Here is a 21,522-nt window from a genome sequence, read left to right as displayed (position 1 = left end):
TCCCTGGCTACACTGATCGCATGAGCACAACGAAGTGGATCGACACCGACGAATATCCTCTCGATCACGAGCCGATAGAGGACTGGCAGCGGGTGGATGGCTCTGCCGCAGCAGGCGACGAAGACTCGGCGGCACGCGGCGAGCCGACCACTGCGTTCGCCCAGCTCGGTACGATCGCCGGAGCCGACTATGGGCTCTGGGAGATGAAGGCCGGGACGATGCGCGACGTTGAAGGTGAGGAAGTCTTCCTCGTCATCAGGGGCACCGGCCGGATCGATTTCGACGAACCCGCATTGGCTCCGATCGAATTGGCACCGGGGTCGCTGGTCCGGCTTGAGGACGGGATGAAGACCCGCTGGTATGTCGACGAGGCGCCGCTGCGGAAGTTGTTCATCGCCCCGAGCGACTAGGTAGCTTCACACTCCAGTTCGGTGCCGCACCCACACATTCGGCTCGATGTAGACGGCAGTGCCGTGCTCGACGTTGCAGAGCACGGGCGTCAGCGCCTGCGGGACGTTGACCGGCCCCGAAATATCCATGGGCAGATCAGTCCAGAGGCGCCATTCAGCAAGTGTCCCGGCGATGACCATCGAGCGATGCGCCACGCTGTCGATCATTCCACCTGCGCGTATATGGGTGCGCAGCCAGGGGTCGACAGGCAGGCCGTCCTCCCTTGTGCGATCAGCGTAGGAAGTCATCGGCTCGTGGATGTCGTGCTTGCCATTGGGGCGGACCGGAACGACCACCTCGGCGAATCCCTGATCCTTCGCATGCTCTCGCAGCGCGGTGAGGATCTTTCCGGACAACCCCAGCCCTTGCTTGTCAGAACGCACGAAGATCTCGAGGGCGGCCAACATGTTCGGCACCTCACCCAGGACCCTTGCCTGGATGCCGCGTCGGATTGCCCAGTCCCATCCGTCTTCGGGCAGGCGCTCGCCCTGGAACCGCAAGGGAATCGCATGTGCCTTGCCCACGATCCCGTCCGCGGAGGTGTGGGCGATGAGCAGGTGATCGGCGAACTGGGCGAGAACGTCCCGCTGATAGTAGAGGTCGCCGAGCGGATCGTTCCGGATGAATTCCGGCCACGTATTCTCCAGGTCGAGGAGCTCGTCCTGGAGGTCCGGGCGCTGCGCCAATGTGAAAATCGCGAGGTCCATGGCCGCCAGTCTAGGCATCCTGCGGTTGTGAACCGACTGTGGATAGACTCGAGGCGCGGCCGATTACTGCGAAAGGGTCAACGATGATCGACCAGTCCTTTCCGCGCGACCTCGTGATGATCAGCGCGGTGTTCTCTATTGCAGCTTCCGTGTGGTCCGGGTGGGCTCAGGAAGAGCCGCCCAGCCACTTTTCGTAACGATTCATCCTCGGTGGGCTCGGGGCAGCAGGACTGGCGCTGGCAGTGCCCAGCATTCTCATAGCGATCCGCAATTGGGGCGAACCGAGCGCGATCAGCACCGGTACCACTGCGTTCACTGTCTACATCGTCGTCTGGGCGGAGGTCATCGCCGGCGGGGTGCTGGGCTTCCTCGCAATTCGTTCTGGCCATTCCGAATGGGTCGCCCCGCTGATTCTCGCGATCGTCGGAATCCATTTCTTCGCACTGGCCTTCGTCTTCGCCCAGCCTGTTCTCCACCTTTCCGGTGTGCTCATCACACTGATCGCGATCGTGGCGTTCTTCCTGCCGCGAGGCCCCGCGGCTCCGAGTTTCTGGTGCGGTCTGCTCGGCGCTCCAGTGTTCTTGGTCATCGGCTTATGGTGCCTGTTGGTCGGGCGCAGCGCGATGGCCGCGAACTGACTGCCCGGTCACCGCTGACATTCGAGGTTGCGGTGATCTATCGTGAGGGAAGCGACGGTTCTCGGGCGGTGCGAGTACACCGTCCGACATTACTGTCATCCCGCCTGAACGAAGGAGCCGACAATGAAGACTGCTCAACGCCTGGACAACCTGGGCACCGAGACCGCGTTCCGGGTCGCCCAGGCCGCCGCCGATTGGAAGGCTCAGGGCAACCAGGTCTATCCCTTCCACCTCGGCGATCTCAATTTCCCGATGGCCGGCCACATCGTCGAGGCCATGGATCAGGCCATCAAAGACGGCAAAACCGGGTACTGCCCAGGCCCCGGAATTCCGGAGCTGCGTGCGGCACTGGCAGCAGACATCGGATCCCGGCGAGGCATGAGCATCGACCCAGCCGAGGTGATCGTCACCACCGGTGGCAAGCCGGTGATCACGAAGTTCCTCCAGGCGGTCATGGATCCCGGCGAGGGCGTGCTCTACCCCAACCCAGGGTTCCCGATCTATGAATCCCAGATCGAGTACTTGGGCGGGACCGCGCTTCCGTACAGGTATGTGCCCACTGGCGACGGGTTCGCTATCGACCTCGACCATCTGAGGGCCTCCATCGATGACAAGACAGTTGCCATCATCTACAACGACCTGCAGAACCCGATCTCGGCCGAGTCCACCGATGCCGAACGTGAGGCCATCGCCTCTATCGCGCAGGAATTCGACCTGTGGGTTCTGTCCGACGAAGCCTATTTCGAGATGCGCTACAAGGGCCGTTCGACGTCCATCGCCTCACTCGACGGTATGCGCGAGCGCACCGTCATCCTCTACACATTCAGCAAGAAGTTCGCGATGACGGGATCCCGGCTAGGCTGTGCCGTCGCGCCACCGGAGGTCGCCGAGGCGATTTCGACGATGAATACCAACGACGAATCCTGCACCACCCAATACGTTCAGTGGGCGGGCATCGCCGCGCTCCAAGGTCCTCAGGATTCTGTAGGACGGATGCTCGAGGTGCTGCGCAAACGCCGTGATGCCACATGCTCGATCATCAACTCGATCCCGGGAATGGGCGTCGCTACTCCCGGGTCGACATTCTACGTCTTCCCCGATGTCACCGAGGCGATGGAAGCCAAGGGGATTGCCACCCTCGCCGACTTCTCGACTGAGGCGTTGCATCAAACCGGAGTCTCGTTCTGCACCCGCGAGCACTTCGGGTCGCTACAGCCGGGGGAGGACCAGTCCTACATTCGCCTGGCCTATTCAGGCATCGGCCTCGACGAGATCACGGAAGGACTGAACAAACTGCGCGACTGGATCACACAGGGGTGAAGTCTGCCGCTGGTTCTGCTGTGCACGAGTAAGTCGTGCGGCTAGGCCCAACTAGCGGCTAGGCCCAACTATGTGAGGCCGGCCGCCTGGAACTGGGCAGTGAATTGTGCAGTCGCCAGTCGTGGATCCATTCGGGCAGTTCCAGGCCGGCCGGTGGCGGCCCGAAGACCTCGATGGCTTCGTCCTTGGAGACCGTGCCGTTCTCAGAGAGCAGCCGTGTGGCAACGAAGGCGCGGGCATAGATCTCACCGTCGACCACGATGCGGTGCTCAAAGTACACCGCACGTTCATCGATCCCGATGATCTTGGTTTCCACACTGTAGCGCTGGCCGAGCTTGAGCGACTTGCGGAAGCTGATGGTCTCGGCGCTGACGACGCCGCTCCACCCCTTGTCGCGGAGGGCGTTCCAGACTCCGCTGCGGACCATCAGGTCAATCCGACCCAGATCCATGATCGAGAAGTACATGCCGTTGTTGACGTGCATGAAGATGTCGATCTCGGTCGGCAGGACCCGCAGAGGGAGGGAGTAGTCATCCCAAATGTCCTGCGCGGGACGGCGGCGGGATCTGAGCAGGTGCAAGAGCATTCGCGTGAAGTGCATAACAATTATGTTACTGACTGGTACCTTCAAGCGTGGTGTGGGGCTTGGCAGCGCGAGCTGAGTCCATCAGTGGTGCAGTTCAGTCGGCGGTTTCGGCCTCGGGTTTCCGGTCATTGATGAAGGGTGACTCTTCGGATTCGGGGTGGCGCAGTCGCTGCACACCGATGATGAGGACACCGAGGGCCACCGCGCCGATCGCTGCCCACACGTTGGTGCGCAGGCCGAGGACGACGAAGCTCGGGTCGAGGCGGATGGACTCCCACACGATGCGGCCCGCGCCATACCAGACGAGGTACATGCCGAAGAGGCGTCCCCACTGGAAGAACAGGTGGCGTCCCAGCCACAGCAGGACCAGGGCGCCGAGGCTGTTCCAGATCACTTCGTAGAGGAACGTGGGGTGGAACAGGGTGTCCACCGGCAAGCCTGCTGGAAAGTTCGGGTTGCTCGGGTCGATCTCCAGGCCCCAGGGCAGAGTGGTCGGCTGGCCGAAGAGCTCCTGGTTGAACCAGTTGCCGAAGCGCCCGCAGGCCTGGGCCAGAATGAGTCCCGGTGCGATGGCGTCGAGGAGTGCTGAGAGCTTGATGTTGAGACGGCGGCACATGATCAGTGCGCCCAGGGTGCCGCCTATCAGCGATCCGAAGATGGCGATTCCACCCTCCCAGATCGCCCACACAGAGCCCGGCTCAAACGGGTTCCACGGGTTGCGGCCAGGGCCGAAATAGTCGGTGTAATGGGTGATGACGTGATAGATGCGCGCGCCGATGATGGCCATCGGGACGGCCAGGGTCGCAATATCGAGGACCTGCCATTCCTCGACCCCGCGCTTGGTCAGACGGTGGTTGGTCAACACGATGGCGATGACGATTCCGGCGAGGATGCACAGCGCATAGAAGTGGATCGTCAGGGGGCCCAGCGAGAAGCTGGAGACGCTGGGGCTCGGAATCGAGGCCAGAACATCGTGGGGCAGCGTGGGCAGGTCATCGACCGCTGAAAAGGCAAGCACGGGTTCAGTCTATTTCCATCTCCACAAGACCGACAGTTGAGCGAGGGGCAGAAGCCGGCACATGGGAAGATGAGAGGCATGGCCCTCGACTTCACTCTCGTTCAACTGCGGTACTTCCAGGAGGTTGCCCGCAGGGAAAACATGACGGAGGCGGCCAAGCAGCTCAACGTCACCCAATCAGCGATCTCAACGGCCATGGCACAGCTCGAGCGAACCCTGGGCATCGACCTGTTCGTCCGTCAGAAGAACCGCTCGGTGGTGCTCTCACCCGCTGGCCGACGCTTCCTCTCCGAAGTCAGCCCGTTCCTCGAATCCTCCGATGCCCTCGGCGAGACCGCCCACGGATTGGCAAGCTCACTCAGCGGCGAACTCAGCGTCGGAGTGTTCTCACCGATCGCTCCGACACGGCTGCCTCTCATCCACGCCGAATTCGAGAAGCGCTACCCCGGCGTGCGGGTGAACTACCTCGAAGCCGACCTCTTCGACCTGCAGCGTCTGGTCATCGCCGGCGAATGCGACATCGTTCTGACCTACACGCTGGGACTGACCGATCGCTTCGATTCGTTTCTCATCGATGTCGTCCAACCACACGCCCTCGTCTCACTCGACCACCGCCTCGGCGGGGGTGGGGGACAGCCGGAGCCGATCCATCTGCGCGAGCTCGCCGAGGAGAACTACATCCAGCTCGATATGCCGTTCTCCCGGCAGTACTACGATGAGCTCTTCCGCATCGCCGGCGTCGTACCGAAGGTCCGGCACAGCTTCGCCGGTTACGAGACCGTGCGATCGTTCGTCGCGATGGGCCATGGGTACTCGCTGCTGAGCCAGAGCGTGTCCCCAGGCACCTACGTCGGGTTGAAGGCCGTCGATGTGCCGCTGCTCGACGACTTCCCAAGCATCGATCTGTCCGTCGTCTGGCCGAAGGAAGTGCGTCTGAGCAGGCGTGCGCGTGCGTTCAGCGAGCTGACCCGCGAAATTCTGGGGCCCGCGGGGCAATAGCCCCATGGGGCAGTAGGCCCACGGATTCCTTGGGTCAGTTTCCCAGTCCGAACAGCCTCTGGATGAGGTTGCCCTTCTGCTTGGGTTCGTCGTCATGTCCTCCGCACCACTGGTGTGCGGGCACCTCGCGCTTGACGGAGTCGACGTGTTGTCCGCATCCGGCCCAGGTGGTCTTGCCGCAGGTCTTGCAGGTAACTGCTCGGCACATGGTTCTTCTCCTTGAATGGTTCGTGCTTGATGATCGGTGTTAGTCCAGGCTGGTGGTTCAGGCCAGGGACAGGAAGAGTTTTTCGAGCTCTTCAATGGTGAGGGAGTCCTCCTCGTGTGCACCGGAGTTTGCGGCGTCAGACGCTTCGACAGCTCCTACGGTGTCGAGGCAGTTCTTCATGGCGTTGGAGACGATGAGGAACCCGGCGCGATCGAGCGCTGTCGACACTGCCGACAGCTGTGTGACCACGTCCCGGCAGGAGCCTTCGTTCTCCACCGCATCAATCACGGCGTCGAGCTGACCGCGAGCCCGATTGAGGCGATTGGCGATCTTCCGCTGGGTCTGCGGGTCTGCGTTCTTCATCGTCTATATCCCTTAGTAGGTGATGCCGAGGCTGGGTGAACTCTCGCTCGAAAATATACCCTATGGGGTATTTGAGAGGCAAAGGCGATCGGCCAGCGACCTGGTGACTGGATGAGAGCCTCATAGATTGTGTTGATGCCTGTGTTCTGCATAATCTGTTGGACTGATGTATCGGGGCGGGCAACAATGGTTCCGATACTGAAGGACGCAGCAAGGGAGCTATCATGTCCGCAACACTCTCGGCATCGACGACGCCATCTGGACAGTCTCGCAAGTCCACGGGCATGCAGAAGAAGGTGCTCGTCGGCGGCAGCATCGGCCAATTCGTTGAGTTCTATGACTTCACGCTCTACGGCCTCTCGGCCGTCATCCTCTCCGAGTACTTCTTCCCCGACGGAGACCGGGTCACCGGCCTGCTCGTCATCTTCGCGACCTTCGGAGTCGCTTTCGTCATGCGGCCCCTGGGCGGACTGTTCTTCGGCTCTCTCGGTGACAAGGTGGGTCGTCGCAAGACCCTGACCATCACGATCTTCCTCGTCGGCTGCTGCACCGCGCTGATCGGCATCCTGCCCGGGTTCGACCAGATCGGCTGGTTCGCTCCTATTCTGCTCATCCTCGCCCGCCTAGGACAGGGCTTCTCCGCCGGTGGCGAATCGGTCGGTGGGCCCTCTTTCGTCTACGAACATGCGCCGGTGGGCAAGCGCGGCCTGTGGATCAACATCACACTGGCCGCCACAGCACTGCCCTCGGTCTTCGCCGGCGGACTCATCCTTCTGCTCTCAACAGTGATGAGCGACGCTTCGTTCGACTCCTGGGGGTGGCGCATTCCCTTCCTCCTGGCACTGCCGCTCTCGGCCGTGGGACTGTGGATCCGGTCCCGGACCGATGAGTCCGAGCTGTTCAAGAAGACCGCGGCCGAACGCCCCAAGGAATTCAGCCCGATCCGCGACTCCTTCCGTGAGAACTCGGTCGGGATGCTTCAGGTCTTCTTCGTCCTCGGGCTCACCGCACTGGGCTTCTACATGCTCTCGGCCTACTTCGTCACCTACATCCAGACCACCGGCGACCTCACCCGCGAACAGTCACTGCTGACCAACGCCATTGCCATGGCCAGCTACACGATCTTCTTGCCCATCGCCGGAGCCATCAGCGATCGGGTCGGACGCAAGCCCATGCTCATCGCCGGTTCCATCCTCCTGGCTGTCACCTCCATTCCCGCATTCGGACTTGTCACCAGCGGAAACATGGGCTTGGCGTTCCTGGGCCAGACGATCTTCGTCATCTCCCTGTGCTGCTACGGCGGCGGTTGCTACACCTTCTTCTGTGAACGCTTCTCCACAAAGACCCGTTTCACCTCGGCGGCGATCAGCTACAACATCTCCTACGCCATCCTCGGCGGGACCGCCCCGTTCGTCGGCACCTGGCTCGTCGACATCACCGGAGTCAACACCGCACCCGGGTTCTACATGACGATCTGCGCCGTGATCGTTGTCGTCCTCATCTTCGTCACCCGCCTCCCCGAGACCCGGGGACGCCTGGGATGAGCGGCACGTCGCTGACCGGGTGCCTCATCGGTTGCCGATCACCTTTGATGCAGGGGATCAGTCTGCAAACTGATCGTCTGTCCCAAACGTGATCGGCACCGCCACCTCCACCGTCACCTCCACCGTCCACACGTGAGCACAAGAGAAAGATACGCACCATGACTACCCCATCCCCCACCCGCTCGAACGCAGCCTCTCCCTCGGAGGCCACCAACGCAACCTCCTCGCATGCAGCCTCCTCGAGTGACGCCACATTCCTCGCCGACTTCCATCACGTCGCCACAATCGGAGCCACCGACAACGACGGTGTCGACCGGCAGGCACTGACGCTAGAGGACCAGCAGACCCGCGACTGGATGCGCTCCTGGGCCGAGGGCAACGGCTTCGAGGTCCGTGTGGATGCGATCGGCAACATGTTCGCCTGTCTCCAGCTCGTCCCGACCGCGGCTGATGCGCCGAGCGCCCCCTACGTCCTCATCGGCTCCCACCTCGATTCGCAGCCGCTCGGCGGGCGTTTCGACGGCGCCTACGGTGTCATCGCCGGCCTCTTCGCGGCCCTGCGCGTGAAGGAGCAGTTCGCCGAATCCGGTCTCCAGCCCACGTTCAATCTTGCCGTCGTCAACTGGTTCAACGAGGAGGGTGGCCGCTTCGCCCCCTCCATCATGGGCAGCTCCGTCTACGCCGGCCTCTTCGACCTCGATGAGATGCTCGCCGTCCAAGATCTCGAGGGCACCTCCGTCTCAGAGGCACTGACCGCTATCGGCTATGCCGGCACCGACACCCCGCCCGAAGCGATCTCCTACGCGGAGATCCACATCGAACAGGGGCGCATCTTGGAACGCGAGGCCATCGACATCGGCGTCGTCGAAGCCAGCTGGTACACACAGAAACTCGACATCGACGTCCTCGGCGAACAGTCCCACACGGGAGCGACCGCCATGGCCGACCGGCACGACGCTCTCGTCGCCGCAGCGAAGGTCGTCCTCGCCGTGGCCGAAGTCGTCGACGAGTTCGAGGAAGAGGCCCTCGTGTCGTCGGTCGGTCAACACGTCGTCGAACCGAACTCGCCGATCGTCGTACCGCGCCGTGTCCACATGGTCGCCGACCTCCGCTCCTCAGACCCGGACGTCGTCAAGGCCGCCAGGGACTCGCTGCATCGGCAGATCGCGAGCATCGCCCTCGAACACGAGATCACCATCAAGGTCGAAGACTTCGACGTCCGTGCCAAACGCTATTTCCCAGAGACTGGGGTCGAGCTGGCCGAGAAGGCCGTGGCCAACGAGGGACTGTCCATCCGACGCCTTGAGACGATGGCCGGCCACGACTCGGTGGCAATGAATCACCGGGTGCCCGCCGTGATGATGTTCGTGCCCAGTGTCGACGGCGTCTCCCACTGCGAACGCGAATTCACCACCGACGAGGACATGATCCGGGGCCTGCGCGTCCTCACCTCGGTTGCGACCGAACTGGTCGGCGGCGAGCTGCGCGAGGAACGCAAGGGCGAAGTCTGGGTCGGCCGTTCGGTCGCCGAGGTGCGCGACTCCGCGCCATCATCTGCTCAGATGCCTGCGTCGACTAGGGTGAATGCATGAGTGCCACACCGTCCAAAGCGGACACCTCTTCGACCGAAACCTGGGCCCTGTCCGCCACCGAGGCACTGTCGAATTTCCGGTCGAAGGAGCTCTCCCCGGTTGAGTATCTCAGCGCCCAGATCGGGCGCATCAGCACTGAAGACGGGCGCATCAATGCGGTCACCGAAGTCCTCGAGGAGGCGGTCACCTCGGCGCGGGAGGCAGAGACGTTCTATGCGAACGCCACCGCAGACGAACTCGCCGAGGCGGCCGCCGGCCGCCCTCTGCTCGGCCTGCCCGTGATCGCCAAGGAGAAGCACGCCCTGGCCGGGCGCGGCCTGACCCAGGGACTCATCCACGAACGCGACAGCATCGCCGAGGCGGACGCCGCGATCATCCGTCGCATCCGTCGAGCCGGCGGATACGTCCATGCCCGTGCGACCTCCCCGGAGTTCAGCTGCGCAACGATCACGCACTCACCGATGTGGGGCGCCACCCGCAACCCGTGGAACCCGGATCTCTCACCCGGCGGGTCCTCGGGCGGATCGGGTGCGGCGCTCGCCGCCGGGTTCGCGCCCCTGGCCACCGCCTCCGATATCGCCGGATCGACGAGGCTGCCGGCCGCCTTCACCGGCACTGTCGGGTTCAAGGCCCCGTACGGTCGGGTCCCCGGTGCCCAGCCCCTGGCTGCCGACTGGTACCGCGGGGACGGGCCGATGGCGCGCACCGTCGCGGACACCGCGCTGTTGGCGCGGGTGATGGTCGGCGTCGACGCGAGTGATCACGCGACGATCGATTCAACCGGGTTCCTCGCCGACTTCGACCCCGCCGAGGCAACCGATCGACTCCGCGGTCGCAGAGTCGCGCTGTGTGTGCGTTTGGGGGACTTCCCTGTCGGGAAGGACATTGAGGCGAATACCCGCGCGGTCGCCTCGGCGCTGGAATCCGCAGGAGCCGTCGTCGAGGAGATCGAAGTGCCGTGGACGTCTGAGCGGATCTTCGAGACCGCGTTCACGCACTTCGGGAACCTGCTGGCGCCGGCCATGCGCGCGGCGACCCGCGGCCACGAGGACACCCTGGCCGACTACACGCTGCGGTTCATGGCCGACGCCGAGGCGGTCGCGGCGCGTCGCACTCAGTACGAGGGGCTGGCGATGGAAGCGCAGATCCAGGCGGAACTGGCATCCGCGATGGAAGGGTTCGATGTGCTGCTGGCGCCCACCTCGGCGGTGGCAGGACTTGAAGCTGGTGCCAGCTACCTGGATGGGATCACGATCGGCGCCGACGGGGTCGGACGTGAAGGTGCTGGTTCGGATGTTGGTGCTGGTCACAGTGCGGGTGGGGACGGTCCAGGTAGCGAGGCCGGGGGAGTGCGGCTCGAGCATTACTGGCAGTCGCACATGACGATGCCGTTCAACATCTGCAACCGGGTCCCGATCGTCAATGTGCCCTCCGGTATGGCTGACTGCGGCATCCCAACGGGGCTGCAGGTCATCGCCCATCCGTTCGACGACCGCGCGGCTTTCGACGTGGCGGCCGCGGTGGAGCAGCTGGTGCCGTGGACGGGGCTCGCACCGGGGTGAGCGGCGGCTGCCGCTGCGCCGTCGTATGAGGCATCAGTTTCCGGAACAGTACACAGGTTGCAACCCATGTACTGTTCCGCAAAGTGACGAGCGGCGGGAACTGGCATGTCCGACATCGCGCGCTGACGTCTTCTGACACGATGGGGATCGTGGACGAGAATCGTGGAATACATCAGGCAGACAGCCCAGTGGAGAGCCTTGAGCAGACCATTGCAGCTGTCGAGGGCATCGGGCGAGAGCTCAATGCTGTCACCTCGGTGATGGGGGATCGTGCACGCACCCTGGCGCGGAAGTCAGCGGAGCGCAGCTCGGCAGGCGAGCCGTCTCGCAACCTCGAAGGTGTTGCCTTCGCGATCAAGGATGTCATCGACGTGGCGGGCTTCCCCACGACGATGGGGTCGAAGGTCAGCAGCGGGCTGGATCCGAGTACATCGGCCCCGGTGGTGAGCCTCTTGGAGCGAGACGGTGCGCTGCCGGTGGTGAAGACGAATTGCCAGGAGTATTCGTACGGCATCCTCGGCGATGAGAGTGCCTTCGGGCGGGTGGTCAATCCGGTCGATCCGCCATTGTGCACCGCTGGATCGAGTTCCGGATCGGCCGCACTCGTGGCCGCCGGAGTGGTGCCGCTAGCCTTGGGCACGGACACCGCGGGATCGGTGCGGGTGCCGGCAGTGTGCCAGGGCGTCATCGGGTTCAAGCCGACTTTCGGAGTGGTCTCGACAGAGGGGGTGTTCCCGCTGTCGCCGTCCTTCGACACCGTCGGCTTGTTCGCGCGTGATCTGCCGCTGCTCACCACGGCATTCGCGGCGATCGCTGGGGACGGCAGGGTTGCTGATCAGCCTACTGAACGGGGTGCTGACAATGGCGGACAGGATGATGACGGTGGCGGATCCGTGCAGACGAAACAGCCGCTGACAGTAGACCTCAGCCTCCTGGAATCCGCCGGCGAATCTGCAGAAGGTACACGCCGCTGGGTAGACCGGGCGTTGACCGAGGTCAGGACAACCTCGGCGAGGTCAGAGGAATTGAGCGAGGTCATCGAACGGCTCTCCGGGATCTACGACATCGTGCGCCGCTATGAGGCCTACGTTCTCCATCAGCAGTTCGCCGAGGAACAAGGCGAGCTGTACCAGCCCGGCGTATGGGCGAAGATTATGTCCGGGCAGACCATCACCGAAGCCGAATACCAGGAGCAGATCGTTGCGCTGGAAGAACTGCGCGCCTCGGCGGCCTCGATCTTCGACGACGTCGACTTCCTCCTCACCCCGGCCATCGAGGGCGAGGTAATTCGGTGGGACGAGATCGGTCCCGATTCTGCCGCCCGGTTCATGCGCTATTCAATGCCGTTCAATGTTCTCGGCTGGCCTGCGGTGACACTGCCGATCGGAGCTTCGGCCCAGGGGACTGGCGCCGAAGAGACAGAGTCGGCACGACCGGAGCCAGCACGTCCGGAGTCGGTGCAGATCGTGGGGCGACCTCACAATGATGAGGGACTCCTCGCATTCGCCGCCCGACTTTCATCGGCCGCTGGCCTGTAGCCGGGGCTGCTCAGCTCAAGGCTGCTCAATGCAAGGCGTTCTCAACGCAGAAAAGTGGACGTTTTGGGCTGAAGAAGGTGCTGACTTCTCCGCTCAAAACGTCCACCCGTCAGAGCGCATTATCGAAAAGCGGCGGCTGAAAACCGACTCCGGGTTCCAGCCGCCGCTTCGGTGCACCAGTTCAGCGATTCTCAAAGCCTCCAGCAGCTGTCGACCGGAGCCTTGCCGTCGAATGTGCGGTTCGTGAAGATCTCGATGCGGGGAACGGTGGCGATGTAGCCTCCGATATGGGTCGGTCCCAGGTTGTCCCGGAACAGGACCTTGTGCCCGGCATCGCACCAGGTGGAGGCCAGGTCCTTTCCGAGTGCGAAGGGCACGACGTCATCGAGCCGGCTGTGATTGACGAGCAGCGGAATGTCGGGCACCTCCGCCTGGCCGATCTTCTGCCTGTCGGCAACGTCGAGGAAGTTCTCCTCGATGATTTCCTGGAACGAGCTTCCATCCTTGGTCAGGGTATTGGTGTCGAGGAAGGCGTTCGAGACGAGTGCCTCGATGGTGCACTGGTTCGAAGCTCGGTCGACAGCGTCGAGGCCCTTCTGATTGAGGAACTCGGTCATGTCGACATCAGCCTGCCGCGCAAACGAATCGACCCCGTACAGGGCGAAGGCCGTGTAGAAGGTCGGGAGCTGGGACACAGCCTTGTACAGATCCGTGGGCACGGCACCAGCCGAGCCGGACGCGACGTTGAGTTCGGGAGCCCAGTCGTTCTTGAGTTCCAATGCTGCCGCGGTGGCCTGACCGCCCTGCGAGTAGCCGCGCAGCTGAAGCTTCGTGTCGGCGTCGATCGAGCTTCCTTTGACTTCTTGCGCAGCCTTGGCTGCGTCGAGCACCGAGCGGCCCTCTTCGACTCGATTGAGAAAGTTGTGGGCGCCTTCCGTGCCCAGTCCCACATAGTCGACGACGACCACGGGTCGTTTGGACGCCAGCGCCGCAGTGACGGAGATGCCTTCGTACTCGGTGCCCATGCCCATCTGCCGGCTGGGAGCGCATTTGTCGGCGATTCCCTGGGTGCCTGGGGCGATGACCACGGCGTCCTTGGCCTTGTCGCTCACGCCTTCGGGGGTCAGCAGTGTGGCGGTGGCCGCTCGTGCGGTGCCCTTTTCGTCAGTAGTCCGGTACATGAACGTCTCTGACTTCGCACTGTGCTCAATGAGCTTGACCGGATCGACATAGAACTTCGACTCCACCTGCTTGACCACGCCGCCGTTCTTCTCCGGCAGTGTTGCTGGGGTCTTGTAGAAGTCCTCGGGGACTCCCGAGTCGGGGAGGTCTTCGAGCGCCGCCGCGTACTCGATGTCGGCGGGAGTGATCTCATCAGACTTGTCGACGGCCTTCTTGGCCTGCTCGACGCTTACGCCTTCGGGAACGTTGCTCTTGTTGAGAGAGCTTGAGTCCTCGGCCTGCCTGTCTTCGACCATCTTCTTGGCTTCCTTGTCCGATTGAGGGACAAGGTCCTGGGCATGGGCCGGAGCGGATACCGCGCCCATCGTGAGCGCCAGGCCGGCAATGGCGGCTGCGCTCGCCGCTGCGATGCGTCGTGCGGGTGGAAGCGTTACATGTCGGGACGTTCTCATCTGCGTACAATCCTATTCTGTCGTGTGTCTCGGCGTTGAGAATTCGCGGACAGTTGTCGTGTCTCTGACCGAGTGGGCGAGGATACTCGTCGTTGCAGTCTTGCCTAGTACGGCGCCGATATGGTGACCGGCATCACAACATTACTCGATAGTAGAACTAGTGAGTAACATTGGGCCGCGGTTTTGCGGGGCAGCTTGCGTGCTTCGAGACGAGCTGAGGTGGCGGCCGCCGCTTTTGCGCCGTTCTCCTCAGGCAGGGCGGCCTGGAGTTTGGCAGAGTTCGTCAGGGCGTTGGGCGCGAGAGGCCCTTGACGGTGCTGACGTATTCGACGTTGAGAATGCCGCAAGTTTACTTACTTAATCATCGTTGGTAGTTTCAGTCCCGACCGGTAACTAGCGCAGTGGATCACTAATGTGCGACTTCACTTCACGTATAACTGAGAAAGGCGATAGTGAAAGATGCCTTGATCCCGAAAGTTGTCCTGGCTGGAGCCCTATCCGTGGGATCGGTGACATCATTTAGCGGAGTGGCGTCTGCCACGGAACCGGCGAATGCGGAACGTGCAGCTGTTAACGAAGCTACGCCCGAGTCACCTACGGATGAACAGCGCTGATGCCGGGGACCCAAATGTGCAACTCGCGCCTCAGGCGAGCATACTCGCGTGCACGGGAGCGATCGCGACAGCCATTGCATCGACTGCCTTTCCAGCGGCGAAGACTCTCACAATCAAAAACTGGGCAAGGCTCTCGGTGGGGTACAGGAAGCCGCGCAGATTATGTAGGGGGCGTCGTTCTCCTATGAGAAGATGCAAGCCTTCGGCGGCGGTGCTGCAGCTGCCTTGGCCGGTGAGCTCATCGGGATCACTGCGGTGAAGAAGGGATGCTTCAAATGAGCAAGTGGCTATTGGCCTCTGTGCCGTTGGCAGGAGCGGTAGCCGCGGCCCTGTTGGCATTCTCGGGTGAGTGGATGGCCGCCAGTCTCGTTATCGTTGCTTCATTGGTTCTGGCGTCTACCGGCGGATCTGAGGTGCTGGGCCGACCTCATGGTCGGCAGCCTGTGAGCCAGCCGGATGCGAAAGCGGTCAGGGATTACCGTGTTACGCACCCCGGAGCCACGATCTCCGAGGCGGTTGACGCTTTGAGTGACTAATGACCGGAACACAGGCAGGTTGCTGAATGCGAAAATTGAGGCCGGGAATGCGAAAATCGCAGCCCGGCCTCAAAGCCGATTGAAGTGAAACAGGGTTTCGCAACTCTCAGCGGCGAGAAGTCCTCAGCTCCTCCACCTCGGGATAGATAGTGGCTTCCGGTGCAACGCTGCGGTTGCGGACGAGGAAGTAGTAGAGGAAGAAGGTGACGATGCTGCCGACGAGCCAGGAGACGTCGGCTCCACCCAGTTTCTCGACCAAGGGCCCGGTATAGAACGACTGCGCAAGGAATGGGATCTGAACGACGACGCCGATCGCGTAGGTGACGAGTGCTCGCCAGTTCCACTTTCCGTAGCGACCCTTGTGGTCGTAGAAGGCCGGGATGTCGAAGCGGTCCTTTGAGATCAGGTAGAAGTCGGTGAGGTTGATGATGCTCCACGGAATGAAGACCATGAGCAGGGTCAGCACGAAGTTCTTGAAGTTCGCGAGGAAATCCGCCGAGGCCATCAGCGCCACGAGCACGGTCAGGGTCACGATGCCGATGACGAAGACTGCGCGTGTCCAGCGGCGGATGTTCGTCCTCTCGCCGAAGGAGGTGAGGATGGTCAGCGTGCACATGAAAGCACCGTAGGCGTTGAGGGTGTTGACGGTGAGCTTACCCAGCAGGATGACGATGAAGATGAGGAGGGCATAGACGCCTCCGCCGACGATGTCGCCGACGAAGCCGACCTGGTTCTCGACAAAGGAGTTGCCGGTCTCCGTCATAGCTGCCGCACCGATGAGTGCGCCCAGGGTCATCGACCACTGTGATCCGATGACGGAGCCGCCGAAGGTGAACCAGAAAGTCTTCGACGATGGCGTGGACCTGGGCAGGTAGCGCGAGTAGTCCGCGACATAGGGGCCATAGGTCATCTGCCATCCGAATGACAGGGCGATCGCGGAGAGGAAGGCAGGAAATGCGAAACTCGAGTTGGAGACCAGTCCGGGAACGTCGATCTTCGTGAAGACGCAGACCGTGATGAACAGGAACCCGAGCAGGCCCGTCACCGAGGAGATTCGGCCGAGCACGTGGATGTACTTGTAGCCCAGCAGTGCCACAGCTGCGGTCAGAGCGCCGAAGATGATGATGCCCACCGCTGGCGTGTTGACGCCGATGATGAGGTTGACGGCCTGGCCTGAGAGAACAGCACCGGTCGAGGCGAAGCCGATATACATGAGCACGACGAGCACCAACGGGATGATCGCCCCGATGATGCCGAACTGAGCCCTCGAGGAGATCATCTGCGGCAGGCCCAGCTGCGGTCCCTGCGCCGAGTGAAGAGCCATGACAGTACCGCCGATGATGTTGCCGATGAGCAGACCGATGATGGCCCACAGGGCATCTGCGCCGAAGACGACAGCGAGTGCTCCGTCGACGATAGCGGTGATCTGGGTATTGGCGCCGAACCACAGTGTGAACTGGGAACGAGGGGTGCCGTGACGTTCCTTGTCAGGCACCATCTCGATGGACCGTTTCTCGATCCCCGAGTTGGACGTGCTCGCCATGGGTTTCTCCTTCGAAAGTGGAATGGAAACAGTCTGGCACCGTTGCGCAGCCGGTTTCGAGGTCCAGGTCACACCTTTTGTCCGAAATATCGGAAACTATCACGAACGACGCCGCGGTGAATGAGCGCGGAAGCTGGTCTCAGGCCGAGAGGCTGCGCGCGATGATCGTCCGCTGGATCTCCGAGGATCCCTCGTAGATCCGGTAGATCCTGGCATCACGGACATAGCGCTCGAGCGGGAAGTCACGGGTGAAGCCGTAGCCGCCGTGGATCTGCAGTGCCTCGTCAGCGATGAAGGCGGCTGCTTCGGAGGCGGCGAGCTTTGCCGTTGCCGAGGAACGGGTGAAGTCCACCTCGGCGTCTCTCTGCTCTGCGGCATCCATCGTCAGCAGCCATGCCGAGCGGTACTTCGTGTACATATCCGCGAGTTTGAAGGCGATGCCCTGCAGCCGGCTCAGCGGCTTGCCGCTGATCTTGCGCTCGCCGGACCAGTCCACGGCTGCGTCGAGGGCAGCCTTCGAGATTCCGAGGCTCATCGCCGCGACTTCGATGCGCCCGCGATCGAGCACGCGCATGGCGGTGGTGAAGCCCTCGCCCTCAACCCCGAGGAGGGCGTCGTCGGGCACGATCGTGTCGATGACGAACTCGTAGACCGGGCTGCCGCGCAGACCCATCGTCTTCTCCGGAGGGTTGAAATCGAGCCCCGCCGAGGCGGTAGCGGTGTCGACGATGAATGCGCTGATTCCCTTGTGACCGGCTTCCGCGTCGGTCTTGGCGTAGACGACGATGAAGTCAGCGAACCCGGCGTTCGTGATGAAGCATTTGGTGCCCTTGAGATGCCAGCCGCCGTCGACCTTCACGGCCTTCGTCGACATTTCGGCAGGGTTGGATCCCGCGCCCGGTTCTGTCAGTCCAAAGGACCCGATGACCTCGCCGGCCGCGGCGCGGGGTAGCCATGATCGGCGCTGCGCATCGGTTCCGCCGAGGAGGATCGAATCGGTGGCGAGGAACTGGGCGGTGATGATCGACGCCGTCGAGGCACACGCCTCGGTCACCGCGGCGACCATCTGGCTCATCGCCACGGACCCCACTCCGGGCCCACCGAATTCCTCGGGCAGATTGAGACCGAGGACCCCCACCTCGGCGAGGGTCTTCAGCGTCTCATCGGCCACGCGTTCGTTCGCGTCCGCGGCCGCCGCCTGCGGGGCGAGGACATCCTTGCTGATCTGTGCGACCGCGTCGACGAGTTCTCGCTCGTCGGTGCTGATGTCGAATCCCATGGTTCTACTCCTTCGTTGAGTGGCGGCGTCTACCAGTTGGTGGTCGTGCGTGGCCGCGGTGCGCGCAGCTCGTCATTGTGCTCGCCGAGGTGAGGCACCGGAAGCGTGGTTGTCGGCCTGGCACCGTCGACGAGGAGCGGGTGGCGCAGGTAGGAATGTCCGGTGCGCTCGTCGGTGTCGGAGAGGTTGCGGCCGTCGGTGATGGGGCCTTCGACCGCCTCAGTGAAGTTGAGGACGGGGGAATTGGGGACACCGGCGATGTCGAATAGCTGGCAGAGTTCGACCACCGTGTGAGTGCTGGTGAACTCCTCGATCTCGGACCGCAGTGCCTCGTCGTTGTCAGACCGTAGGCCGTCGGTGGCGAATCGCTCATCGGTGGCCAGGCCCGGTTTGTTCAGTGTCTGGGCGAGGACGGCGAAGAGCTTGTCGTTGGCGACGGCGATGACGACAAGACCGTCGGCAGCCTGGTAGGTGTCGAAGGGCGCCGAGATCGGGTGGCGGTTGCCGACGCGGTCCGGTGCCGAGCCCGCTGCGTGGATGGCGGTGTTCGTCGGCTGCATGGCCAGCATGACGTCGAGCATCGGAATGTCGATGTGGGCGCCTTCGTCCGTGATCTGCCGATGGAAGAGAGCGCTCGAGACGCCGAAGGCGGCAAAGACTCCGGCAGAGACATCGGCGATGGACTCACCCACCCGGGTGGGGGACCCGTCGGGGAATCCGGTGGCCGACATGAGACCGCTGAGGGCCTGGATGACGGTGTCGTAGGCGGGTCGTTTCGCCTGGGCGCCGGTCTGGCCGAAGCCGGAGATCGAGGCGTAGACAATGTCGGGTTTGACTGCTTTGATGTCCTCAAAGGACAGACCCAGCTTGGCCGCGACTCCCGGCCGGAAGTTCTCAACGACTACATCGCAGGTGCGGATGAAAGCAAGGAGGTGCGCCCGCTGCTCTGGGTCCTTGAGGTCGACCTCGATGGAGCGTTTTCCTCTGTTGAGCGAGGTGAAATAGGCCGAGCCAGTCTCCGTGAAGGGCCCCAGGTGGCGGGAGTCGTCCCCGTGCCTCGGCATCTCGATCTTGAAGACCTCTGCGCCCTGATCGGCGAGCATGGCGGTGGCATAGGGGCCGGCCAGTACGCGCGAGAAGTCCGCGACTCTGACCCCGGAGAGTAGTTGCTTCGTTGCGTTCATGCTCTTCATCCTCTGCGGGGAAGACGGAGGAATACAACGCTCTCACCTCGAGTTTCGTCCGAGGTGTCGGATTGTCTGTGGAGTCGCCAGTCGACTATCCAGTGCTGTGGAGGCATAGACCATGGCTGGCGAGACTCAGAGTTGAGGCACGCCGACAACGCTGTCCGAAATGTCGGACAGAACTTGATCCAGGCCACTATCGCTTTTCCGCGCAGGGGACAGAATGGGATGTGTAGTCAGCGATGACAATGAGGGGGACTGGTTCCCGCTCGCCATGATCCGAACATGAGAATCGTTCCGCTCCGTCAGACAGAATGAAGAAGGAGAGTCACATGACCAGCGTCTCCGAAACCTCGGGCACCTCCAACTCGAGCACCGCAGCGACGAAGCCGTCGTTCACCCAGCATGACCCCTCACGCGTGATCCGCGCCGACCGTGGCACGCAGATCACCGCCAAGTCCTGGCAGACCGAAGCTCCTAAGCGCATGCTCATGAACAACCTCGACCCCGAGGTTGCCGAGCGTCCCGAAGACCTCGTCGTCTACGGCGGCACCGGTCGCGCGGCTCGCTCCTGGGAGGCCTACGACGCGATCGTGCGCACCCTTGATGACCTCGAGGACGATGAGACTCTCCTCGTCCAGTCGGGCAAGCCCGTCGGTGTCATGCGCACCCACGAATGGGCACCACGGGTGCTCATCGCCAACTCCAACCTCGTCGGCGACTGGGCCAACTGGGAGCACTTCCGTGAACTCGAGGCCGAGGGCCTCATGATGTACGGCCAGATGACAGCCGGGTCCTGGATCTACATCGCCACGCAGGGCATCCTGCAGGGTACCTATGAGACCTTCGGTGCCATCGCCCGCAAACGCTACAACGGCACCCTGGCCGGAACCCTGACCATCACCGGCGGCTGCGGAGGCATGGGCGGAGCTCAGCCTCTGTCCGTGACCCTCAACGGCGGCGCCTGCCTCATCATCGACGTCGACAAGACCCGCCTGGATCGTCGCAAGTCCAAGCGCTACCTCGACGAGGTTGAGACCGATCTCGATACTGCGCTCGCCAAGGTCATCGAGGCCAAGAAGAACAATCAGGCGCTGTCTGTGGGACTCGTCGGCAACGCCGCTGAGATCCTGCCGATGATCCTCGACCGTCCTGAGGCTGCAGAGGTCGACATCGTCACCGACCAGACTTCGGCGCATGACCCGCTGTCCTACCTGCCCATCGGTGTCAGCGTCGATGACTGGCATGACGAGGCTGAGCAGGACGCGGAGAAATTCACCATCCGCGCCGAGGAGTCCATGGCCAAGCACGTGCGTGCCATGGTCGAATTCCAGGATCGCGGCGCGGAGGTCTTCGACTACGGCAACTCGATCCGCGATGAGGCCCGCAAGGCCGGCTACGAGCGCGCCTTCGAGTTTCCCGGCTTCGTCCCCGCCTACATCCGCCCGCTCTTCTGCGAAGGTCTCGGACCGTTCCGCTGGGTCGCCCTGTCCGGTGATCCCAAGGACATCGAGGTCACGGACAAGGCACTCAAGGAACTCTTCCCCGAGAACGAGCACCTCCACAAGTGGCTCGACGCTGCGAACGAATACGTCGAGTTTGAGGGTCTCCCGGCACGCATCTGCTGGCTCGGCTACAAGGAACGCCAGCAGGCTGGGCTGCTGTTCAACCAGCTCGTCGCCGAGGGCAAGATCTCTGCCCCGATCGTCATCGGCCGTGACCACCTCGACTCCGGCTCGGTCGCCAGCCCCTACCGTGAGACCGAATCGATGCTCGACGGCACCGACGCTGTGGCCGACTGGCCGCTGCTCAACGCCATGGTCAACACCTCATCGGGTGCCACCTGGGTCTCCATCCACCATGGTGGCGGCGTCGGCATCGGCCGCTCCATCCACGCCGGCCAGGTTTCCGTGGCCGACGGCACCGAGCTGGCTGCCAAGAAGTTGGCCCGCCTGCTCACCAACGACCCGGGTATGGGCGTCATCCGCCACGTCGACGCCGGCTACGACCGTGCCGCCGAGGTCGCTGCCGAGCGCGGCCAGCGCGTGCCCATGATCCCCGAGCTCGACAAGCGCGACGAGGAGTCCGCCGCCCAGTAGGGGTTGCGCAGTTCGGATCGCCACGGAGCGGGGCTCGACTCGCGACCACTTACTTTGCGGAACAGTACACAGGTTGCAACCCGTGTACTGTTCCGCAAGGTGAGTACA

General features: G+C 62.9%; 19 protein-coding genes. 10 read left to right on the top strand and 9 right to left on the bottom strand.

The features are described from left to right. Positions 1 to 20 precede the first annotated feature (20 nt). Complete coding sequence (locus tag BSP239C_RS12765) at positions 21 to 410, top strand: cupin domain-containing protein (protein ID WP_101573444.1); 390 nt, start codon at positions 21 to 23, stop codon at positions 408 to 410. 6 nt (positions 411 to 416) lie between these two features. Here BSP239C_RS12765 and BSP239C_RS12760 read toward each other — a convergent pair whose 3' ends face one another. Next, entirely contained in the window at positions 417 to 1,157 is a 741-nt protein-coding gene (locus tag BSP239C_RS12760; protein ID WP_101573442.1) for an N-acetyltransferase, read from the bottom strand. 242 nt (positions 1,158 to 1,399) lie between these two features. Here BSP239C_RS12760 and BSP239C_RS12755 point away from each other — a divergent pair, with 242 nt between their 5' ends. Together BSP239C_RS12755 and BSP239C_RS12750 are read left to right on the top strand one after the other, a co-directional pair. Further along, positions 1,400 to 1,795: a hypothetical protein gene (locus BSP239C_RS12755; RefSeq protein ID WP_101573440.1), complete on the top strand. Its 396-nt coding sequence runs from the start codon at positions 1,400 to 1,402 to the stop codon at positions 1,793 to 1,795. Between the two features lie 123 nt (positions 1,796 to 1,918). Beyond that, on the top strand, positions 1,919 to 3,115 hold the full coding sequence (locus BSP239C_RS12750) for a pyridoxal phosphate-dependent aminotransferase (RefSeq protein WP_101573438.1): 1,197 nt from the start codon (positions 1,919 to 1,921) through the stop codon (positions 3,113 to 3,115). 58 nt (positions 3,116 to 3,173) lie between these two features. Here the strand turns inward: BSP239C_RS12750 and BSP239C_RS12745 are convergent, their stop codons facing one another. Together BSP239C_RS12745 and lgt are read right to left on the bottom strand one after the other, a co-directional pair. Beyond that, positions 3,174 to 3,716 carry an acyl-CoA thioesterase gene (locus BSP239C_RS12745; RefSeq protein ID WP_101573436.1) on the bottom strand — a complete coding sequence of 181 codons (543 nt, stop codon included), beginning with the start codon at positions 3,714 to 3,716 and terminating at the stop codon, positions 3,174 to 3,176. Between the two features lie 79 nt (positions 3,717 to 3,795). Beyond that, the gene (gene lgt, locus BSP239C_RS12740) at positions 3,796 to 4,719 is read right to left on the bottom strand and encodes a prolipoprotein diacylglyceryl transferase (protein WP_101573434.1); all 924 of its coding nucleotides are present in this window, start codon (positions 4,717 to 4,719) and stop codon (positions 3,796 to 3,798) included. Positions 4,720 to 4,797: 78 nt separating this feature from the next. Between lgt and BSP239C_RS12735 the strand changes: the two genes are divergently transcribed. Next, positions 4,798 to 5,718 (top strand): LysR family transcriptional regulator, encoded by a 921-nt coding sequence (locus tag BSP239C_RS12735; RefSeq protein ID WP_101573432.1) that lies wholly within the window; start codon positions 4,798 to 4,800, stop codon positions 5,716 to 5,718. Positions 5,719 to 5,752: 34 nt separating this feature from the next. Here the strand turns inward: BSP239C_RS12735 and BSP239C_RS20760 are convergent, their stop codons facing one another. Beyond that, positions 5,753 to 5,926 carry a hypothetical protein gene (locus tag BSP239C_RS20760; protein ID WP_180959015.1) on the bottom strand — a complete coding sequence of 58 codons (174 nt, stop codon included), beginning with the start codon at positions 5,924 to 5,926 and terminating at the stop codon, positions 5,753 to 5,755. Positions 5,927 to 5,983: 57 nt separating this feature from the next. Further along, positions 5,984 to 6,289, bottom strand: a complete 306-nt coding sequence (locus tag BSP239C_RS12730) for a metal-sensitive transcriptional regulator (protein ID WP_101573430.1) — start codon at positions 6,287 to 6,289, stop codon at positions 5,984 to 5,986. A gap of 224 nt (positions 6,290 to 6,513) precedes the next feature. On the opposite strand from BSP239C_RS12730, the gene BSP239C_RS12725 reads away from it, so the two are divergent. The 4 genes from BSP239C_RS12725 (at position 6,514) to BSP239C_RS12710 (ending at position 12,525) form a co-directional block, all read left to right on the top strand. Next, complete coding sequence (locus tag BSP239C_RS12725; protein WP_257930199.1) at positions 6,514 to 7,833, top strand: MFS transporter; 1,320 nt, start codon at positions 6,514 to 6,516, stop codon at positions 7,831 to 7,833. A gap of 158 nt (positions 7,834 to 7,991) precedes the next feature. Then, positions 7,992 to 9,425 (top strand): M20 family metallo-hydrolase, encoded by a 1,434-nt coding sequence (locus BSP239C_RS12720; protein ID WP_101573427.1) that lies wholly within the window; start codon positions 7,992 to 7,994, stop codon positions 9,423 to 9,425. After that, on the top strand, positions 9,422 to 10,987 hold the full coding sequence (locus tag BSP239C_RS12715; RefSeq protein WP_101573425.1) for an amidase: 1,566 nt from the start codon (positions 9,422 to 9,424) through the stop codon (positions 10,985 to 10,987). The genes BSP239C_RS12720 and BSP239C_RS12715 overlap by 4 nt, the downstream gene beginning before the upstream one ends. Before the next feature lie 149 nt (positions 10,988 to 11,136). Further along, positions 11,137 to 12,525 (top strand): amidase, encoded by a 1,389-nt coding sequence (locus BSP239C_RS12710; RefSeq protein ID WP_180959014.1) that lies wholly within the window; start codon positions 11,137 to 11,139, stop codon positions 12,523 to 12,525. 191 nt (positions 12,526 to 12,716) lie between these two features. Here the strand turns inward: BSP239C_RS12710 and BSP239C_RS12705 are convergent, their stop codons facing one another. Next, positions 12,717 to 14,159 (bottom strand): lipase family protein, encoded by a 1,443-nt coding sequence (locus tag BSP239C_RS12705; RefSeq protein WP_101573421.1) that lies wholly within the window; start codon positions 14,157 to 14,159, stop codon positions 12,717 to 12,719. 889 nt (positions 14,160 to 15,048) lie between these two features. On the opposite strand from BSP239C_RS12705, the gene BSP239C_RS12700 reads away from it, so the two are divergent. Next, positions 15,049 to 15,309 (top strand): hypothetical protein, encoded by a 261-nt coding sequence (locus tag BSP239C_RS12700; RefSeq protein ID WP_101573419.1) that lies wholly within the window; start codon positions 15,049 to 15,051, stop codon positions 15,307 to 15,309. Between the two features lie 106 nt (positions 15,310 to 15,415). On the opposite strand, the gene BSP239C_RS12695 is transcribed toward BSP239C_RS12700, so the two are convergent. The 3 genes from BSP239C_RS12695 to BSP239C_RS12685 all read right to left on the bottom strand — a co-directional run bounded on the left by BSP239C_RS12695 (position 15,416) and on the right by BSP239C_RS12685 (position 19,315). After that, the gene (locus BSP239C_RS12695) at positions 15,416 to 16,852 is read right to left on the bottom strand and encodes a cytosine permease (protein ID WP_101573417.1); all 1,437 of its coding nucleotides are present in this window, start codon (positions 16,850 to 16,852) and stop codon (positions 15,416 to 15,418) included. Between the two features lie 139 nt (positions 16,853 to 16,991). Further along, the gene (locus BSP239C_RS12690) at positions 16,992 to 18,131 is read right to left on the bottom strand and encodes an acyl-CoA dehydrogenase family protein (RefSeq protein WP_101573415.1); all 1,140 of its coding nucleotides are present in this window, start codon (positions 18,129 to 18,131) and stop codon (positions 16,992 to 16,994) included. A 29-nt stretch (positions 18,132 to 18,160) separates the two neighbouring features. Next, positions 18,161 to 19,315, bottom strand: coding sequence for a CaiB/BaiF CoA-transferase family protein (locus tag BSP239C_RS12685; protein WP_101573413.1), 1,155 nt, complete (start codon positions 19,313 to 19,315; stop codon positions 18,161 to 18,163). A gap of 332 nt (positions 19,316 to 19,647) precedes the next feature. Here BSP239C_RS12685 and hutU point away from each other — a divergent pair, with 332 nt between their 5' ends. After that, positions 19,648 to 21,414: a urocanate hydratase gene (gene hutU, locus BSP239C_RS12680; RefSeq protein WP_101573411.1), complete on the top strand. Its 1,767-nt coding sequence runs from the start codon at positions 19,648 to 19,650 to the stop codon at positions 21,412 to 21,414. The last annotated feature ends 108 nt before the right edge of the window (positions 21,415 to 21,522 follow it).

The sequence above is a fragment of the Brevibacterium sp. 239c genome (assembly GCF_900169365.1).
In the GTDB taxonomy this organism is placed as follows: Bacteria; Actinomycetota; Actinomycetes; order Actinomycetales; family Brevibacteriaceae; genus Brevibacterium.
Note: the sequence above shows the minus strand (reverse complement) of the source record. Positions and strands in the feature narration are given on the sequence as shown.

Excerpts from the sequence above, each read along its gene's own strand:
- BSP239C_RS12695 (WP_101573417.1), bottom strand. The coding sequence starts at position 16,852 with ATGGCGAGCACGTCCAACTCGGGGATCGAGAAACGGTCCATCGAGATG.
- BSP239C_RS12725 (WP_257930199.1), top strand. The coding sequence starts at position 6,514 with ATGTCCGCAACACTCTCGGCATCGACGACGCCATCTGGACAGTCTCGC.
- BSP239C_RS12720 (WP_101573427.1), top strand. The coding sequence starts at position 7,992 with ATGACTACCCCATCCCCCACCCGCTCGAACGCAGCCTCTCCCTCGGAG.
- BSP239C_RS12685 (WP_101573413.1), bottom strand. The coding sequence starts at position 19,315 with ATGAACGCAACGAAGCAACTACTCTCCGGGGTCAGAGTCGCGGACTTC.
- BSP239C_RS20760 (WP_180959015.1), bottom strand. The coding sequence starts at position 5,926 with ATGTGCCGAGCAGTTACCTGCAAGACCTGCGGCAAGACCACCTGGGCC.
- BSP239C_RS12760 (WP_101573442.1), bottom strand. The coding sequence starts at position 1,157 with ATGGACCTCGCGATTTTCACATTGGCGCAGCGCCCGGACCTCCAGGAC.
- BSP239C_RS12750 (WP_101573438.1), top strand. The coding sequence starts at position 1,919 with ATGAAGACTGCTCAACGCCTGGACAACCTGGGCACCGAGACCGCGTTC.
- BSP239C_RS12765 (WP_101573444.1), top strand. The coding sequence starts at position 21 with ATGAGCACAACGAAGTGGATCGACACCGACGAATATCCTCTCGATCAC.
- BSP239C_RS12705 (WP_101573421.1), bottom strand. The coding sequence starts at position 14,159 with ATGAGAACGTCCCGACATGTAACGCTTCCACCCGCACGACGCATCGCA.
- BSP239C_RS12690 (WP_101573415.1), bottom strand. The coding sequence starts at position 18,131 with ATGGGATTCGACATCAGCACCGACGAGCGAGAACTCGTCGACGCGGTC.
- BSP239C_RS12745 (WP_101573436.1), bottom strand. The coding sequence starts at position 3,716 with ATGCACTTCACGCGAATGCTCTTGCACCTGCTCAGATCCCGCCGCCGT.
- BSP239C_RS12735 (WP_101573432.1), top strand. The coding sequence starts at position 4,798 with ATGGCCCTCGACTTCACTCTCGTTCAACTGCGGTACTTCCAGGAGGTT.
- hutU (WP_101573411.1), top strand. The coding sequence starts at position 19,648 with ATGACCAGCGTCTCCGAAACCTCGGGCACCTCCAACTCGAGCACCGCA.
- BSP239C_RS12715 (WP_101573425.1), top strand. The coding sequence starts at position 9,422 with ATGAGTGCCACACCGTCCAAAGCGGACACCTCTTCGACCGAAACCTGG.
- BSP239C_RS12730 (WP_101573430.1), bottom strand. The coding sequence starts at position 6,289 with ATGAAGAACGCAGACCCGCAGACCCAGCGGAAGATCGCCAATCGCCTC.
- BSP239C_RS12700 (WP_101573419.1), top strand. The coding sequence starts at position 15,049 with ATGAGCAAGTGGCTATTGGCCTCTGTGCCGTTGGCAGGAGCGGTAGCC.